Here is a 14,597-nt window from a genome sequence, read left to right as displayed (position 1 = left end):
GCCCTGTAGCGCGAGTTTCACTCGTGCGAAAGCGGACACAAAAATCAATCGTCTCCGGCGGGTTTTGGCAACAACAGCGCCAGCAGGATCGAACGGCACTCCCCGTCGATCTCGCCGTCGATCAGCTCGGGGCGGTAGCGACGCTGAAAGGCGACGACAGCCGCCAGCTTGTCCGACACGTCATAGCCGAACCGTTCCAGCGCGATCAGGAAGCCGGCGTCGGTCCACATCGGGTCCATCAGGTTCCGGGTCGGCCGCGGCAGGGCAAGGCGCAGTCTCGCGAGGCGGTTCCAGGGGAACAGCTCGCCCGGGTCCTGCTTGCGCGTCGGCGCGACATCCGAATGGCCGACGATATTGCCGCGGGTGATGCCGTGGCGCTCCTTGATCTCCGCGACCAGCGGCAGCAACGCGTCGATCTGCTGCTCCGGGAAGGGCGGATAGCCGAATTCATGGCCGGGATTGACGATCTCGATGCCGATGCTCGCGCTGTTGACGTCCTCGATCCCGCGCCAGCGCGCCTTGCCCGCGTGCCAGGCGCGCTTGTCCTCCGCCACCATGCGCAGGATCGTGCCGTCCTCCGCCACCAGATAATGCGCCGAGACCTTGGCCGCCGGATCGCGCAGCCGGTCGATCGCGCCCTGCGCGTCCTGCATGCCGGTATAATGCAGGACGATGATCGAGATCCCCAGGCGGCGCTCGTCGAAATTGGGCGAGGGCGTGTCGATGATCGTCATGGCGTGTCCCCTGCGCGCGCGGTCCGGATGGTGACGATGGCGACACCGACCATCGCGATAGCACCGCCCGTCAGCATAAGCATGGTCGGCGGCGTGTCGAAATACCACCCCGTCGCGAACACCGCGATGATCGGTGAGGCGAGCGTGAGCGGGGTGACGGTGCTGACCGGATGGCGCTGGAGCAGCCAGGACATCGCTCCCTGCCCCAGCACGGTCGATCCAATGGCGGAAAAGACCACCCAGCCGAATGTCCGGAGCGGAATCTGCGGGATCGCCCACATCGCCTCGGTCTCGACGACCAGCGCGGTCGTACCGAGGATGATCGATCCCCATAGCCCGATCCAGGCATAGATGGTCAGCACCGGCACCCCGATCAGGTTGCGCTGGATCAGCGAGCAGATCGCCCAGATGAAGCTCGCCAGCGCAGTCAGCGCGAGCCCCGGTATCTCCTCGACCATCGCCGGGTCGAACACCAGCAGGCCGACACCCGCGACCGACAGCACGATGCCGGCGATCCGCGGCAGGCGGATCTTCTCGCGGAACACGATAATCGCCAGCAACAGCGAAAAGGGCACGCCAAGCTGCCCGGCGATGGCCAGCGCGCCGACATGATGCGTGATCGCGAGCGACAGGTTGGTGGCGACATAAAAGGCGCCGCCCGACAGGATGCCGAGCGCGGTCAGCGCCCGCATCCGGCCGCGGATGATGCGGAGCGAGCCGAGGCAGACGATCAGGACGAGCAGCTGCCGCAGGAAGCCCGCGGTCAGCGGCGCGATCCCGCTCACCGCCATCTTCACCGCGATGATGTTGAAGCCCCACAGGATGTTCATGCCCGCCACGACGATGAGATCGTGCGGGCCGAACCCCCTGGCCTGCCCTTCCCCGGATATCGCCTGAGTCATCGCGGGGCCGCTTGCGGCCTGTCCCGGCGAATGTAAACCGTCGATCAGACCGCGATGGCGCGCACGAACGGAGCGCCGGTCGGCTCGTACAGCCCGCGATAGCGCTGGCTCGGGCGGAACGCTTCGGTCTGCCCGATCACCGTCTCGCCCGCCCCGAGCACCAGCAGCGCGCCGGGGCGCGCCACCTCGGCCAGCCGGTCGAACACCCGGGTGCGCAGCGAGGCCGACAGATACAGCAGCACGTTGCGGCACAGGATGATGTCGAAGCGGCCGATCGGCAGTGGATCGGCGACCAGGTTGAGCTTGCGGAAGGATATCTGGCGGACGAGCTCGGGCCTGGCGACCCAGTCGCCGCCGACCGGATCGAACCATTGCATCATGCGGCGCACCGGCAGTCCGCGCTGGATCTCGAATTGCGAATAGCGTCCCGAACGCGCGCGGGCGAGCGCGGTTTCGGAAACGTCGGTGGCGATGATTTCGGGTGAAAGCGCCCCGTCCGCCGCGTCGCGCTCGGCGAACAGCATGGCGAGGGACAGCGGTTCCTGCCCGATCGAGCAGCCGGCCGACCAGATCCGCACGCGCCGGGTCAGCCCCTCGGCACGCATCGCGTCGACGGCGTCGGCGATCATGTCGAGCACCGCGGAGTCGCGGAAAAACGAGCTTTCCTGGTTCAGCAGCGCGTCGACCACCTGTTCGCCGACGCTGGGCAGGCGCAGCACGTCATTGACCAGCTGGTCGAGCGTCTCGTGCCCGCGCTCGCGCATCAGCGGCTTCAGCGCGCTCTCGATCCGCCATTCGCGATTGGCCGCGATCTGCTGCCCGGTGCGGGATTCGAGCAGCGCGGCGAGCACGTTGAGCGCGCCTGCCGGCCTGGTACGGGGTGCGGGTGTCAACATCCGGGCCTCCGGCGTGACGCCACCATTTTTCCGATTTCCGCGGGCGGCATGATCGCGCTGGCGGTGCCGCCGGTCGCGACGGCGCCCGGCATGCCCCACACGACCGAGCTTGCCTGGTCCTGCACCACGACGCTGCCGCCGCGTTCGATGATCCGCCTTGCGCCGTCAGCGCCGTCGCGTCCCATGCCGCTCAGCACGATGCCGAGCGCGCGCGACCCGAACACCTTGGCCAGGCTGTCGAACATCGGGTCGACCGACGGCGTGCAACCGCTCTTCGCCGGCTCGGTCGACAGGCGCAACGCCGCGCCCTCGCCCGTGGCGACCACCCGGATATGCGCGGTACCCGGCGCGACGATGGCACGACCTGGCTGGATCCGCATCCCATCGGTCGCCACATCGCATGGCCGCCCGGCAAGGGTCGCTACCTGATCGGCAAAATAGGTCATGAAGCTGTCCGGGAGATGCTGAGTAATCAGGATCGGCAATTGGAAACTCGCCGGGATTTCACGTAACAACAGGCTGAGCGCATGAATGCCGCCGGTCGATGCGCCGATCGCCACGATGTCGAATCCGCCGCCGACGGCGCGGTCCGTCGCCAGCCGCATCTCCCCGGCAACGGCCTCGGTCTTTTCGAACAGGCGTTCCAGCTTCTCGTCGAGCGCGACGGAAAAACGCGCGGCGAAGTCGCCGATATCGGGTTTCACCAGCGTATCGGCCGCGCCGAGCGACAGCGCCTCGATCGTCGCCGCCGCCCCCTCGCCGCAGGACGACGAAACCACCAGCACCTTGGCGCCGGCGCCCGCCACGAGCAGCTCGGGCAAGGCGACCAGGCCGTTCATCCCGGGCATCTCGATGTCGAGCAGGATGCCATCAACCTTTTGCCCCTGCAGAAAGGTGAGCGCTGCACGGGCGTGCGGCACGGCGCCCGCCACCAGGAACTTGCCGCTCAGGTCGATCGCGCGCGCGATCACCGCGCGCGCCACCGCTGAATCGTCGACGATCAGGATGCGCGGCCGGTCCCGGCTCTCGACGGTGCGGCCGGCCTTGAGGGTTGATCCCAGGGGCATGGCGGACAGGCCGTTCAGGCCATGCCGACGATCTGAAGCTTGCTCTCCAGCATCTCGCGATCGAACGGCTTCATCACATATTCGTCGGCGCCGGCGTCCATCGCGGCGCGGATATGCGCCAGGCCGGTCTCCGTGGTGCAGAACACGACCTTGGGCCGGGGCGATGGCGTGCGGTCCCGCAGCGCCAGCAGGAATTCCATGCCGGTCATCACCGGCATGTTCCAGTCGAGCAGCACCACGTCGGGCATGGAGGCGAGGCAGGAATCGAGCGCCTCCTGTCCGTCGCCGGCCTCGGAAACCTCGAAATCCAGCGTTTCCAGAATGTGACGCGCCACTTTGCGGATCACCTTCGAATCGTCCACCACAAGACACGTCTTCATCGAGTCTCACCCTGTTTCCGCCCGGTCGAGCGGCCTGTTTGCCGGAAACCCGTGAGTTTCGGGTTAACCGATCGTCATGCGGCGATCGCCGTCAGCCCGGGCACCAGCGCACGCAGGTCGATCGCGAGGATCGGCTCGCCGCCGCGTTCGACGATGCCGCAGCCGGTCGTGCGCCAGCCCGGGTCGAGCACGATCCCGGGCGAGAGCGGCGCCAGTTCGAACGGTGCCACATCCTCGAGCGAGTCGACCAGGATCGCATAATGATGGCCCTCGACATGCGTGATGACGGCCCGCGTCGCCTCGATCCCCGGCGTCGGCAGCCCGAGGGCGGCATGGGTGTCGATCACCGTCACCACCCGGCTGCGCAACGCGGCAAGGCCCCGCACCTGGCGATCGGCGCCAGGGACCGGCACGACCGCGCCGATATCGACGACCGATTCGACCTGCCGGGAATCGATCGCCACGGCGCGGCCGGCGATATGCGCGATAAGGAAGAGATCGGACATCAGCGGCCTCCCGCCGACCGGGCCAGGGCGGCGAGCAGGCCGTCCCGGTCATAACGATAGATGCTCGTATCGGCGGGGCCGCCTACGGCCCGGTCGCGGCGCAGCCGCACCACCGGCACATTGCCCTGCACCGGCGCGCCCGAAGCGCTCATGGTCAGCACCACAGCGGCCGCCTCGCCCGTTTTAAGGCCCGTGGCCACCCGATACCCGGCGCCTTCCAGCACCGGCTTGAGGAAGGTCGTCATCCAGGCTGATTCGGCGCCGTCGATCAGGCAGACCGGCGGCGCGGCGGCACCGAGTTCGGCGCCATGACTCGCAAACAGCCAGTGGAGATCGAGCAGCTCGATCTGCTCGCCGTCGATCGAGACGACGCCGGCGACCGGGCCGGCTTCGCGCGCGGGCACGACCGTCTCGGGCAAGGTGACGATGTCGATCGCGTCGCTGATCGCATAGCCGATCTCGGCATCGCCGTCGCGCAGGCGCAGCACCGAGACCATGTCGCGCCTGTCCCATTCGCCCTGCACCGCGAGCGGAATGATCCGCCCCTCGACCGACAGCCGTAGCCGCCCGCCGGAAAAGCGGATCGCCTCGACCGGCACTGGCTCGATCCGGTCGATGATGGTCAGCGGCACCAGCCGGCGCTCGCCGTCCAGATCGTCGAACAACAGGGCGGACACGGTCGGTGCCACCACCTCCGCGGCTACCTCGTCGACGGCGACCTCGCCCCCGAACTGCAGGCCCGCCATGGTCGCGATGCCGGCGCAGTCCAGCAGCAGCATCGGCAGGCCGCTGTCGGGCAGCGTCTGCCCGGCATAGACCCCGGTCGCCATCACCGCCGGCGCCGCCGGCTTGATCACCAGCTCTTCATGATCGAGCACCGATTCGACCGCGAGCGCGTAGCTTCCGCCGGGCACGCCGACGATCACCAGCATCGTCGAGTCGCGTCTGCCCGAAAGCCCGAGCAGCCCGCCCAGATCGACCAGCGGCATGCGGCGGTCGCGCACCGTGGCGGCGGGCGTGCCGCCGAGCATGTCGACCCGGATGGCATCGCCGCCCGCCCGCACGATCTCCTCGATCGCCTGGCGGGAAATCGCGAACCGCTGATCGCCGACCCCGACGCCGATCGTCGCAATGATCGACAGGGTCAGCGGCACGTGAATGGCGATGCGCAGGCCCTTGCCCGGCGTGTTGGACAGCTCGATCCGCCCGCCGATCTGCTCCACATTGGCGCGGACCACATCCATGCCCACGCCGCGGCCGGAAATGGCGGTGACGGCGTCCTTGGTCGAGACGCCGGGCTCGAACACCAGAGCGAGCTTCGCCTTGTCGCTCAGCGCCGCCAGCTCCTCGGCGCTGCGCACGCCCTTGGCGGCGATCTTGGCGATCAGCCGGTCGGTGTCGATGCCGCGCCCGTCATCGGTGATCTCGATGATGATCTGGTTGCCCGATTGCCGCGCGGAGATGGTCAGCCGGCCGCTCTCGCGCTTGCCCAGCTTGCGGCGCTCGGCGGGCAATTCGAGGCCATGGTCGATCGCGTTGCGGACGATATGGACCAGCGGGTCGCGCATCATCTCGATCATCTCGCGATCGAGCTCTACATCGCTGCCCTCGACTCGCAGCGCCACCGACTTGCCGAGCTCGGCCGCGGTGTCGCGCACCATGCGCGGCAGGGCGGAGAACAGCGCATCGATCTTCTGCATGCGAGTCCGCGTGACGGTGTCGCGCATCTCCGCGACGGTCAGCGACAGCCGCTCCAGCGCTGCCTCCACCGTCGGGTCGGCGCCGTCGTCGCGCAGGCGCCGGGCCAGCTCGTTGCGCGCGAGCACCATGTCGGACATGCCGCTCATCATCCTGTCGAGCAGGTCGACATTGAGGCGCACGCTGCGCGTCGGGCTGCGCGTGGCGTTCGCGCTGTGCGCCTGGATGGCAAGCGCCGATCCTTCCTCGAGCGCCGCGATCAGCTCGTCCTCGCCATCCTCCTCGATCGGCACGCCGGCATCGATCGCCTCGACGAGCTCGCCGATCCGGTCGACGATCGCCAGTACGGCGTTGACCAGCCGCGTGTCGGGCAGGCGCTCGTTCGACCGCACCGCCGCGAGCACGTCCTCGGCGGCGTGGCTGAGGCGGGCGAGGCGCGGCAGATCCAGGAAACCACAGCTCCCCTTCACCGTGTGCACGAAACGGAAAATGGCATCGAGCCGCTCGCGATCGTCCGGGCACGCTTCCCACGCGACGATTTCGCCCGAGAGCGCCTCAAGCGTCTCGCGCGTCTCGGCGATGAATTCCTGAAGAAGATCGTCCATGGGCCCCCGGGGATGCGGGGGCGACCATGGCAAGGCACTGGTTAAGGGTGCGTTTAACGAGGCTTCGATTCTTGCTTTTCAGCGAACCTCGCGCCGGTCTCTTTTGGTCGCTGACTCGTCACCCGACCCGGAATGTCGCCCCGAACAGCAGCACCGGCTCGCCGGGATCGGATACCTTTACGGTGCCGCCGCCCTCGGCGACCAGCGAATGCACCAGATAGGCGGCGGCCCCGCGCGGCGTGATCGTCTCGTCGTCCTGCTGCCCGCTCTGCAGCATGGTTCGCAATTCGTCGTCGAGCACGATGCGCGGCCCATCCGCCCGCACCACGATCTCGACATTGCCGTCCAGTGCCTCAGCCCCGATATCGAGCTGCCCGCCACGGACCAGCGAATCACCGCCGATCAGCGCCAGGTTGAGCAGGACCTTGATCGCTGCCTTGGGCAAGGTCGCGTCCTCGACCAGCCAGCCGAGATTGACCCGGTGATTGTCGCCGAACAGCCCCTCGATCGCCGCCCGCGCCTCGCGCGCGTCGACGGTCTCGCCGAAGCCGCCCGCCGCGCCGAAGGCGAGCCGGAAGAATTTCAGCTTGTTCGCAGACGCCCTGGCGCTCTCTCCGAGCAGGTCCAGGCAGCGCGCGCGCATATCCGGGTCCTGCTCGTCGTTGAGCAATTCGAGTCCGTTGTTGAGCGCGCCCACCGGGCTCAGCAGATCGTGGCACAGGCGGGAACATAACAGGCTGGCGAAGTCGACCGGGCTGATGGTCATGGAATGAAATTGCTCCGGGGAAAATGGGTTTGCTCTTCTGGCGATGCGGGCGCGACTGTGCAAGTCGCGCCGGTATCGTGATGTTGGCCGGCCCGAGACCGATGGTTGCCGCGGCACAGAATGCGCCCGCCCCTGCTCGCGGTGGCGATGAAGCAGGCATTGTCCGACGCCCGGACGGCGGCGGCACGATGAAGCGTCGGCGCGGGGGATCAGGTCATCGACGCGCGCATATCGACCAGCAGGCTGTCGAAATTGTCGACTCGCATGCTGCCCATGCGCGGATGCTCGAAATCGACGATGACATAGAGGGTGACGGTCAGGATCGCCGCGAAGATGCCGCTGTGCAGCCAGTGCCGTGCATGCGCCTCGCCCACGCCGTATCCGGCGAGCAGCGCGCTCGCAAAGGCCAGGGCAAGCAGCAGCACATAGACGATCGTCGGCGGGTGCATCTGGGTCGCCGTCGCGCGGGTCGTGGTGATGTCGATCATGTCGTTGATCGCCGGCAGCAACTGCGTGCCGATCGCCGGCGATGCGCCCGCTTCCAGCGTGGCGACGATCGCCTGCTTCCAGATATGGTTCTGCAGGATGGCCGATCGATCCAGCGCGCCCTTGAACGCGATCGGATCGGAAACCACCCGATAGGCCGCCAGCCGAGAGTCGACATAGCGCCGGAAATCGTCCCGCATCGCCGGCTGGTCCGCGTCCGGCATCAGGTCGACGCGCAGATAGGCCGTGCCGATCGCGTTGGCCTCCTGCACGATCAGGTCACGCCGCGCGTCGAAGCGCGACGCCGCGCCGGAAAAGGTGAAAGCGATCAGCAGCCCGAACAGCGCGAACACCGCGCTGTCGAGCGCCGCGGTCCCGCCATGTGCCCCGCCCTCGCGCGGCGCCCAGCGCAGCCCGAGCCGGCGGCCGATCTCGACGGCCAGCAGCAGCGCCGCGAACAACAGGGCGCCGAACAGCGCGGGCGAGTGCAGGAACATCGTTGCCATGGCGGAATGACTATCCCACCATCTCGACCGGTCAAGCGACCTCGACGGAAATCTGGTTGCCGCCACCGTGCGACAAGGTACGTGGCCGAACCTGGTCATGGTCAATATGGCCGGCCTGATCGGCACGCTCGAAGGACATAACCAGATGCAGATCGCCCCCGGCTCCTCCGCAAACCTCTCCGTCGACCCGGCCTTTTTCGACCTGCTCACAGGCAGCTATGCGCGCCTGGTAGGCGTGCCGCTGGCAGCGGACCGTGACGCCGGCTGGCTCTATCACGAATCCCCCTTTGTAGTGCTCGCGCACAATACCGACCCCGATCCGCGGTTCATCTACGCCAACCGTACCGCCCAGGCCTGTTTCGAATATCCGTGGGACGCGTTCGTCACCCTGCCCTCGCGCCTGTCGGCCGAGGCGCCGGATCGAGCGGAGCGGCAGCGATTGCTGGACGAGGTGGCCCGCAACGGCTTCGTCGCCGACTATTCCGGCATACGCGTCGCAAAATCCGGCCGCCGCTTCCGCATCGACAACGGGGTCGTCTGGCAGCTGATCGACCCGGACGGCGTCCTGCACGGCCAGGCAGCGACCTTCGCTTCATGGTGCGACGTCTAGGCCGCGTCGAAGGCCAGCGTGTAGGTATAGCTCCGCCACGGCGTTTCGGACCCGGCCGGCGCCTGCGCGCGGTGCCGTGCCATGATGAGATAGGCGCCCGCGTCCTCGATCTTCAGCGTGAACGCGCCGCCTGAATCGCTCCTGGTCTCCACCGCGACCTTCCGGCCGTCATAGACCCCGGCGCTGCGGAACAGCGTGACATCGGTATTGGCGAGCGGCTTGCCGTCGAACAACAGCACGAAACGGGCTTCACTGCCCGCGCTGATCGCGTTGGGGTGAGTCACGGCCTGGATTTCCAGCGCCTGGCCGAAGGGCTTGAGCGCCGTGTCATTTTGCGGGCCGCGCGTGACATAGGCATCGGCCAGCGTCATGCTCTGCACGGCAACCGTTATGACCCCCGGCGGGGTTTCCGCACCGTCCTCGCCGCGGATCACCCATTTCTCGCCATCACGGTACATGGTGGATTTCCGCCCGGCACGCTGGCCGCTGGTGATGCGATAGGTGCCGTCCGCCTTCAGGTCGGCCTCGAAGATCGACAGGTCCCGCAGATAGGTCACCGGGCCGACGTCACCACGACTGCCATCCGGACGGATCAGATGAAAGGGCGCGTCGCGCATCGCGATCTCGGGAACGAAGGCGGTCTCGGCGAAGGACGAGGAGACCGTCACATGATCGCCCTGGCCCACATCGAACACCGTCGGCAGGACATAGGGCATATGTGCCTGCGCTGCCCCGGCAAGGACCAACGGCACGCTCGCGGCGACGACGGCGAGGCGTCTCAGGATCAATTTCACGGTGTCACCCCTTGATGAACGGAGACGCTGCTTTAGAGCTATTGCGAATTACTTGCAATTCCAGATTCCTGCACGAGACTCCAATCCGCGCGTTGATTGATCGATGATGCCCGGAGCCCGCATGGCCGGGGCGACACCGCTCCGAGCGGCGACATGTCTGGGGCCAGGCGCAAACGTCACGGATTTCCGGCATCGATTCAAATCTCGACGTCCCTCCCTCATCCTCGTCCCATGAAAAGAGGACGCCCCACCCGCTATGACCCCGCCTTCGCCCGGCAGGCGCGCCTGCTCTGCCGGCTCGGCACCGACAATGCGGCGCTCGCCAAATGCTTCTCGGTCAGCATCGCAACCCTGTACCGCTGGCTCGACCGATATCCGGAATTCGGCCTCGCGGTCGCGATGGGCCGCGGCGACCATGCCGGGCTGGTGGAACCGAGCATGTTCCGACGCGCGATCGGCTATGCCTATCAGGCCGAGCACGTCTTCGACCGCAACAGCGACACGCCGCTTTATGCCGACTGCCGGCACCATGTCCTCGCCGACTCCAGGGTCGCGTTGCGCTGGCTGCGCAATCGCCGGCCGGAGGAGTGGCGCCTCAAGGCGCGGCGTCGGCGACCCGGCCGTAAGTCGGATTGACCTGCCCGCGGCGAGGCCGGTCCGCCCGGCAAGAACGCCGCTCAAGTTGTGCGGGCAAGCGCGCGACAATCACGAAACCCGGCAATAGCCATGATCGGTTCTCATAAATCGGGAAATAGTCGATGACTATTAAACCACGTCTGCAGCGAACGATGACTGGGAAATCCGGCACATCGGATACGGTCGCACCGGTTTGTCAGTTCCATTACGCACTGCATCGCAGGGCACACCCGAAAAATCGGGGTCGACGTTGGCTGGCAAAAATCCCCTTTTACTGTCCGATTTTTGGCAGCCCCGACGCGTTTTACTTCACGCGTCTTTCACCGCCAGTCGCACCGCCTCGAACGCCCCGACATGCTCCGTCCGCCATAGCCGCGCCTCGCGTGCCGTCAGGATCAGCCACAGCGCCCCGTCTCCCATTGCCTGCGCCGCATCCCGCGCCGACGGCACCGCCTCGCCGGAAGGATGCGAGTGATAATGCCCGATCACCCGCGCCCCGCCGCCCCGTGCGCGCCGATGCGCCGCGAACAGCGCCGCCGGATCGATCTCGAACGCCCGCGCCGGCTCGGCCGCCACATTGGCGCATGCTTCGGCCGCCTCGATCCGCCCTTCCCCGCCGAACAACAGCCCGCAAACCTCCGCGTCCGGGGAATTTTTCGCGTCGGTTAGCAGTCTACCCAGGAGAGTGCTTGAAATTCCGTACTCCATTCCCACATCGCTACGGCATGGACCGGGGGGTTACAAATATCGAAGCACGCATCTCGGACGAAGCCGGTGGCTGGCGTCTGGATCGCGCTTTGGCTGACGCAGTGCCGACCATGTCGCGCGAGCGGCTGAAGGCCCTGCTCTCCTCCGGTGCCGTGATCGACGAAAGCGGCACACTCGCGCGCGATCCGTCGCGTAAAGCCATTGCCGGCAGCGTTTTCACCATCGCCGTCCCGCTGCCGACGCCGGCGCATAACGAAGCCCAGGATATCGCACTCAACGTGGTGTTCGAGGACGATCACCTGATCGTGATCGACAAGCAGGCCGGCCTCGTCGTCCATCCCGCCGCCGGCAATTTCGACGGCACGCTGGTCAATGCGCTGCTCCATCACTGCGCCGGGCGCCTGTCCGGCATTGGCGGCGTGGCGCGGCCCGGCATCGTCCACCGCATCGACAAGGATACGTCGGGGCTGATGGTCGCCGCCAAGACCGACCGGGCGCATGAAGGCCTGGCGAAGCAGTTTCACGACCACAGCATCGATCGCCGCTACAAGGCGATCGTCACCGGCCGCCCGCTTCCGTCGGAGGGCACCGTCGACGCCCCGCTCGCGCGGTCGCCCGCGAACCGCAAGAAGATCGCGATCGTGCCGACCGGCAAGCGCGCGGTCACGCATTACAAGACATTGGAACGGCTGAAGGAAGCCGCTCTGGTCGAATGCCGGCTGGAGACCGGCCGCACCCATCAGGTGCGTGTTCACATGGCCTCGATCGGAAATCCCTTGCTTGGGGACCCGGTCTATGGTAGAACAAAACCAGTCCACCGGTCCATTTTGGAAACCCTGGATTTCCACCGACAGGCATTGCACGCGGCCCGGCTCGGGTTCATTCACCCCGTCGAAAGCACAGCTTTGGCATTCGATAGCGATATGCCGGCCGACATGCAGGAACTGTTCGATAGACTCTACGTATAGGTTCAAGCGCGCGTCGCCTCATAGTAGGGACGGCGCATCAGTAAGGGAGATTTGATCATGGCAAGCGGCAGCAACGTCCCGGCGACGATCCCCGCCCTCGGCGGAGAGGCAAGCCTCAACCGCTACCTGTCCGAGATCAAGAAGTTTCCGATCCTCGCGCCCGAGCAGGAATATATGCTCGCCAAGCGCTTCGAGGAGCACGGCGACACAGACGCGGCGGCGCAGCTCGTCACGTCCCACCTCCGCCTCGTCGCGAAGATCGCGATGGGCTATCGCGGCTATGGCCTGCCCGTGTCCGAGCTGATCTCGGAGGGCAATATCGGCCTGATGCAGGGCGTGAAGAAGTTCGAGGCCGATCGCGGCTTCCGTCTTGCGACCTATGCGATGTGGTGGATCCGCGCCTCGATCCAGGAATTCATCCTGCGCTCGTGGAGCCTGGTGAAGATGGGCACCACCGCCGCGCAGAAGAAGCTGTTCTTCAACCTGCGCCGGATGAAGTCGAAGCTCGACGCGTTCGAGGACGGCGATCTGAGCCCCGAGCATCTCGCCAAGATCGCCAAGGATCTGGGGGTGACCGAGGAAGAGGTCACCAGCATGAACCGCCGCATGTCGATGGGCGGCGACACGTCGCTCAACGTGCCGATGCGTGAAGACGGCGAAGGCCAGTGGCAGGATTGGCTGCAGGACGATGCGCCCTTGCAGGACTCGGTCGTCGCCGACGCGCAGGAAGCGGACGTGCGCCACGACATGCTCGTCTCGGCGATGGACGACCTCAATGAGCGCGAGAAGCACATTCTGACCGAGCGTCGCCTGACCGACGATCCCAAGACCCTCGAGGAACTGAGCCAGGTCTATGGCGTCAGCCGCGAGCGTGTCCGCCAGATCGAGGTCCGCGCCTTCGAGAAGCTGCAAAAGGCGATGATGCGCCTCGCCGGCGACAAGCGGATGCTGGTCGCGGCGTAAGCCATGGCCGGTGCTGACGCGATCGTCGTCGGCGCCGGCGCGGCCGGCATCGCCGCCGCGAGATCACTCCATGACGCGGGGCTGGACGTCCTGCTGGTGGAGGCGGGCAGCCGCCTCGGCGGGCGAGCGCATAGTGTTGCCTTGCCCTCCTCTCTTCCCCCGTCTTCGCGGGGGGAGATGATAGTGGATCTAGGGTGCGCCTGGCTTCACTCCGCCAAACGCAACCCCTGGACGCAACTCGCCGAGCACTACGGCCTTACCGTCGACCGCTCCCCTTCCAACTGGCGCTCGCAATGGCGCAACTTGGGCTTCCCGCCCGAGGAACAGGAGGCTTATTCCAGGGCCTGGTCACGCTGGGAAGAAGCGGCCCATGCCGCGCTTTCCGGCCCCGACCAGCCGCTCTCCGCCTTCATCGCCCCCGACGATCCCTGGCGTCCGCTGATCGATGCGATCTCGGGCTACGTCAACGGCGCCCCGCTGGCGCAGGTCTCGCTGCACGACTGGGCCGCTTATGAGGATGCGTCGACCGACGACAATTGGACGGTGCCTCAGGGCTACGGCACCCTGATCGCGCATCATGCGGCAGGTGTTCCGGTGCAGCTCGACACGATCGTCAGCCGCATCGACCATCGCGGCCCCGCGCTGAAGATCGAAACCAACCGCGGCACGATCGAAACCCGTCGAGTCATCCTTAGCGTGCCGACGACGGCACTGGGGGAGGAAAGGATCGTCTTCGATCCGCCGCTCCCCGCCAAGCATGAAGCCGCGGCCGCGCTCCCGCTCGGTCTTGCCGACAAGGTCTATCTGCGCATCGACGGTATCGAGCTTCCCAACAGTGGCCATCTCATCGGCAATCCCCACAGCAACTGCACCGCGAGCTACCGCCTCGGCCTGTTCGGCCTGCCGCTGATCGAATGCTTCTTCGGCGGCGACTGCGCCGAGGCGCTGGAGAACGAGGGCGACGGCGCCGCCGCGAACTTCGCCATTCGCGAGCTGGTCGCGCTGCTCGGCAGCGACTGGCGCGACCGGATGACGCCGATCGTCACGACGCGCTGGCGTGCCGAGCCGCACATCCACGGCTCCTATTCGCACGCGCGCGTCGGCGGAGCGCCGCAGCGCGCGGTACTCGCCGCGCCAGTCGACGATCGCCTGTTCTTCGCCGGTGAGGCCTGCTCGCGCACTGACTTTTCCACCGCGCACGGCGCTTATGAAACAGGGGTGGAGGCAGCTCGGGCGCTGATCGCGACACTGCCCGCGACCGGCCGGTTTGCCGCGCCCGCCTCGCTCGCCTAGAAGAGGGAAATGAGCGACGAGCGGGGGCCGCCATTGGAATTCGGGGCAGACCCCATACGGCCGCGCCCCACCGCGCCTC

Annotated in this window: 16 protein-coding genes; 5 read left to right on the top strand and 11 right to left on the bottom strand. The window is 66.9% G+C overall.

All coding sequences use genetic code 11. From position 1 onward, the window contains the following. Nucleotides 1-44 precede the first annotated feature (44 nt). The 9 genes from ACZ1I2_RS13920 to ACZ1I2_RS13880 all read right to left on the bottom strand — a co-directional run bounded on the left by ACZ1I2_RS13920 (nt 45) and on the right by ACZ1I2_RS13880 (nt 8,546). Nucleotides 45-734 carry an N-acetylmuramoyl-L-alanine amidase gene (locus ACZ1I2_RS13920; protein ID WP_465176838.1) on the bottom strand — a complete coding sequence of 230 codons (690 nt, stop codon included), beginning with the start codon at nt 732-734 and terminating at the stop codon, nt 45-47. Next, a complete protein-coding gene (locus ACZ1I2_RS13915) occupies nt 731-1,636 on the bottom strand; it encodes a DMT family transporter (RefSeq protein ID WP_465176839.1) in 906 nt (301 codons plus the stop codon). Before ACZ1I2_RS13915 ends, ACZ1I2_RS13920 begins: the two co-directional genes overlap by 4 nt. Nucleotides 1,637-1,680: 44 nt before the next feature. Further along, a complete protein-coding gene (locus tag ACZ1I2_RS13910; protein WP_465176840.1) occupies nt 1,681-2,532 on the bottom strand; it encodes a CheR family methyltransferase in 852 nt (283 codons plus the stop codon). Continuing rightward, entirely contained in the window at nt 2,526-3,599 is a 1,074-nt protein-coding gene (locus tag ACZ1I2_RS13905) for a chemotaxis protein CheB (protein WP_465176841.1), read from the bottom strand. The genes ACZ1I2_RS13910 and ACZ1I2_RS13905 overlap by 7 nt, the downstream gene beginning before the upstream one ends. 14 nt (nt 3,600-3,613) lie before the next feature. Beyond that, nucleotides 3,614-3,979 carry a response regulator gene (locus ACZ1I2_RS13900; RefSeq protein WP_465173551.1) on the bottom strand — a complete coding sequence of 122 codons (366 nt, stop codon included), beginning with the start codon at nt 3,977-3,979 and terminating at the stop codon, nt 3,614-3,616. A 74-nt stretch (nt 3,980-4,053) separates the two neighbouring features. Next, nucleotides 4,054-4,485, bottom strand: coding sequence for a chemotaxis protein CheW (locus tag ACZ1I2_RS13895; RefSeq protein WP_465176842.1), 432 nt, complete (start codon nt 4,483-4,485; stop codon nt 4,054-4,056). Further along, the gene (locus ACZ1I2_RS13890; protein WP_465176843.1) at nt 4,485-6,788 is read right to left on the bottom strand and encodes a chemotaxis protein CheA; all 2,304 of its coding nucleotides are present in this window, start codon (nt 6,786-6,788) and stop codon (nt 4,485-4,487) included. Before ACZ1I2_RS13890 ends, ACZ1I2_RS13895 begins: the two co-directional genes overlap by 1 nt. A gap of 118 nt (nt 6,789-6,906) precedes the next feature. Then, the gene (locus ACZ1I2_RS13885) at nt 6,907-7,554 is read right to left on the bottom strand and encodes a histidine phosphotransferase family protein (protein ID WP_465173554.1); all 648 of its coding nucleotides are present in this window, start codon (nt 7,552-7,554) and stop codon (nt 6,907-6,909) included. A 209-nt stretch (nt 7,555-7,763) separates the two neighbouring features. Further along, nucleotides 7,764-8,546 (bottom strand): bestrophin-like domain, encoded by a 783-nt coding sequence (locus tag ACZ1I2_RS13880; RefSeq protein WP_465176844.1) that lies wholly within the window; start codon nt 8,544-8,546, stop codon nt 7,764-7,766. A 67-nt stretch (nt 8,547-8,613) separates the two neighbouring features. Here ACZ1I2_RS13880 and ACZ1I2_RS13875 point away from each other — a divergent pair, with 67 nt between their 5' ends. Beyond that, complete coding sequence (locus ACZ1I2_RS13875; protein WP_465176845.1) at nt 8,614-9,156, top strand: MEKHLA domain-containing protein; 543 nt, start codon at nt 8,614-8,616, stop codon at nt 9,154-9,156. Here the strand turns inward: ACZ1I2_RS13875 and ACZ1I2_RS13870 are convergent. Beyond that, the gene (locus tag ACZ1I2_RS13870; protein WP_465176846.1) at nt 9,153-9,950 is read right to left on the bottom strand and encodes a DUF4198 domain-containing protein; all 798 of its coding nucleotides are present in this window, start codon (nt 9,948-9,950) and stop codon (nt 9,153-9,155) included. The genes ACZ1I2_RS13875 and ACZ1I2_RS13870 overlap by 4 nt on opposite strands. A 231-nt stretch (nt 9,951-10,181) precedes the next feature. Here ACZ1I2_RS13870 and ACZ1I2_RS13865 point away from each other — a divergent pair, with 231 nt between their 5' ends. Then, on the top strand, nt 10,182-10,586 hold the full coding sequence (locus ACZ1I2_RS13865; RefSeq protein ID WP_465176847.1) for a hypothetical protein: 405 nt from the start codon (nt 10,182-10,184) through the stop codon (nt 10,584-10,586). A 309-nt stretch (nt 10,587-10,895) separates the two neighbouring features. Here ACZ1I2_RS13865 and ACZ1I2_RS13860 read toward each other — a convergent pair whose 3' ends face one another. Further along, nucleotides 10,896-11,210: a Mov34/MPN/PAD-1 family protein gene (locus tag ACZ1I2_RS13860; RefSeq protein WP_465181465.1), complete on the bottom strand. Its 315-nt coding sequence runs from the start codon at nt 11,208-11,210 to the stop codon at nt 10,896-10,898. Between the two features lie 101 nt (nt 11,211-11,311). Here ACZ1I2_RS13860 and ACZ1I2_RS13855 point away from each other — a divergent pair, with 101 nt between their 5' ends. Genes ACZ1I2_RS13855 through ACZ1I2_RS13845 form a run of 3 tightly spaced genes read left to right on the top strand, consistent with a single transcriptional unit; the run spans nt 11,312 to nt 14,518 of the window. Continuing rightward, nucleotides 11,312-12,262: an RluA family pseudouridine synthase gene (locus ACZ1I2_RS13855; RefSeq protein ID WP_465173560.1), complete on the top strand. Its 951-nt coding sequence runs from the start codon at nt 11,312-11,314 to the stop codon at nt 12,260-12,262. A 57-nt stretch (nt 12,263-12,319) separates the two neighbouring features. Next, nucleotides 12,320-13,225, top strand: a complete 906-nt coding sequence (gene rpoH / locus ACZ1I2_RS13850; protein WP_465173562.1) for an RNA polymerase sigma factor RpoH — start codon at nt 12,320-12,322, stop codon at nt 13,223-13,225. Between the two features lie 3 nt (nt 13,226-13,228). Then, nucleotides 13,229-14,518, top strand: a complete 1,290-nt coding sequence (locus ACZ1I2_RS13845; protein ID WP_465181464.1) for a flavin monoamine oxidase family protein — start codon at nt 13,229-13,231, stop codon at nt 14,516-14,518. Nucleotides 14,519-14,597: the final 79 nt, after the last annotated feature.

Source organism: Sphingomonas sp. BL-S-29 (assembly GCF_055521495.1).
The sequence above is the reverse complement of the archived record's forward strand: the minus strand, read 5'-3'. Positions and strand labels throughout refer to the sequence as shown.

What these genes read in the sequence shown, in the direction of transcription:
- ACZ1I2_RS13920 (WP_465176838.1), bottom strand. Translation starts at nt 734, where the DNA reads ATGACGATCATCGACACGCCCTCGCCCAATTTCGACGAGCGCCGCCTG.
- ACZ1I2_RS13915 (WP_465176839.1), bottom strand. Translation starts at nt 1,636, where the DNA reads ATGACTCAGGCGATATCCGGGGAAGGGCAGGCCAGGGGGTTCGGCCCG.
- ACZ1I2_RS13910 (WP_465176840.1), bottom strand. Translation starts at nt 2,532, where the DNA reads ATGTTGACACCCGCACCCCGTACCAGGCCGGCAGGCGCGCTCAACGTG.
- ACZ1I2_RS13905 (WP_465176841.1), bottom strand. Translation starts at nt 3,599, where the DNA reads ATGCCCCTGGGATCAACCCTCAAGGCCGGCCGCACCGTCGAGAGCCGG.
- ACZ1I2_RS13900 (WP_465173551.1), bottom strand. Translation starts at nt 3,979, where the DNA reads ATGAAGACGTGTCTTGTGGTGGACGATTCGAAGGTGATCCGCAAAGTG.
- ACZ1I2_RS13895 (WP_465176842.1), bottom strand. Translation starts at nt 4,485, where the DNA reads ATGTCCGATCTCTTCCTTATCGCGCATATCGCCGGCCGCGCCGTGGCG.
- ACZ1I2_RS13890 (WP_465176843.1), bottom strand. Translation starts at nt 6,788, where the DNA reads ATGGACGATCTTCTTCAGGAATTCATCGCCGAGACGCGCGAGACGCTT.
- ACZ1I2_RS13885 (WP_465173554.1), bottom strand. Translation starts at nt 7,554, where the DNA reads ATGACCATCAGCCCGGTCGACTTCGCCAGCCTGTTATGTTCCCGCCTG.
- ACZ1I2_RS13880 (WP_465176844.1), bottom strand. Translation starts at nt 8,546, where the DNA reads ATGGCAACGATGTTCCTGCACTCGCCCGCGCTGTTCGGCGCCCTGTTG.
- ACZ1I2_RS13865 (WP_465176847.1), top strand. Translation starts at nt 10,182, where the DNA reads ATGAAAAGAGGACGCCCCACCCGCTATGACCCCGCCTTCGCCCGGCAG.
- ACZ1I2_RS13855 (WP_465173560.1), top strand. Translation starts at nt 11,312, where the DNA reads ATGGACCGGGGGGTTACAAATATCGAAGCACGCATCTCGGACGAAGCC.
- rpoH (WP_465173562.1), top strand. Translation starts at nt 12,320, where the DNA reads ATGGCAAGCGGCAGCAACGTCCCGGCGACGATCCCCGCCCTCGGCGGA.
- ACZ1I2_RS13845 (WP_465181464.1), top strand. Translation starts at nt 13,229, where the DNA reads ATGGCCGGTGCTGACGCGATCGTCGTCGGCGCCGGCGCGGCCGGCATC.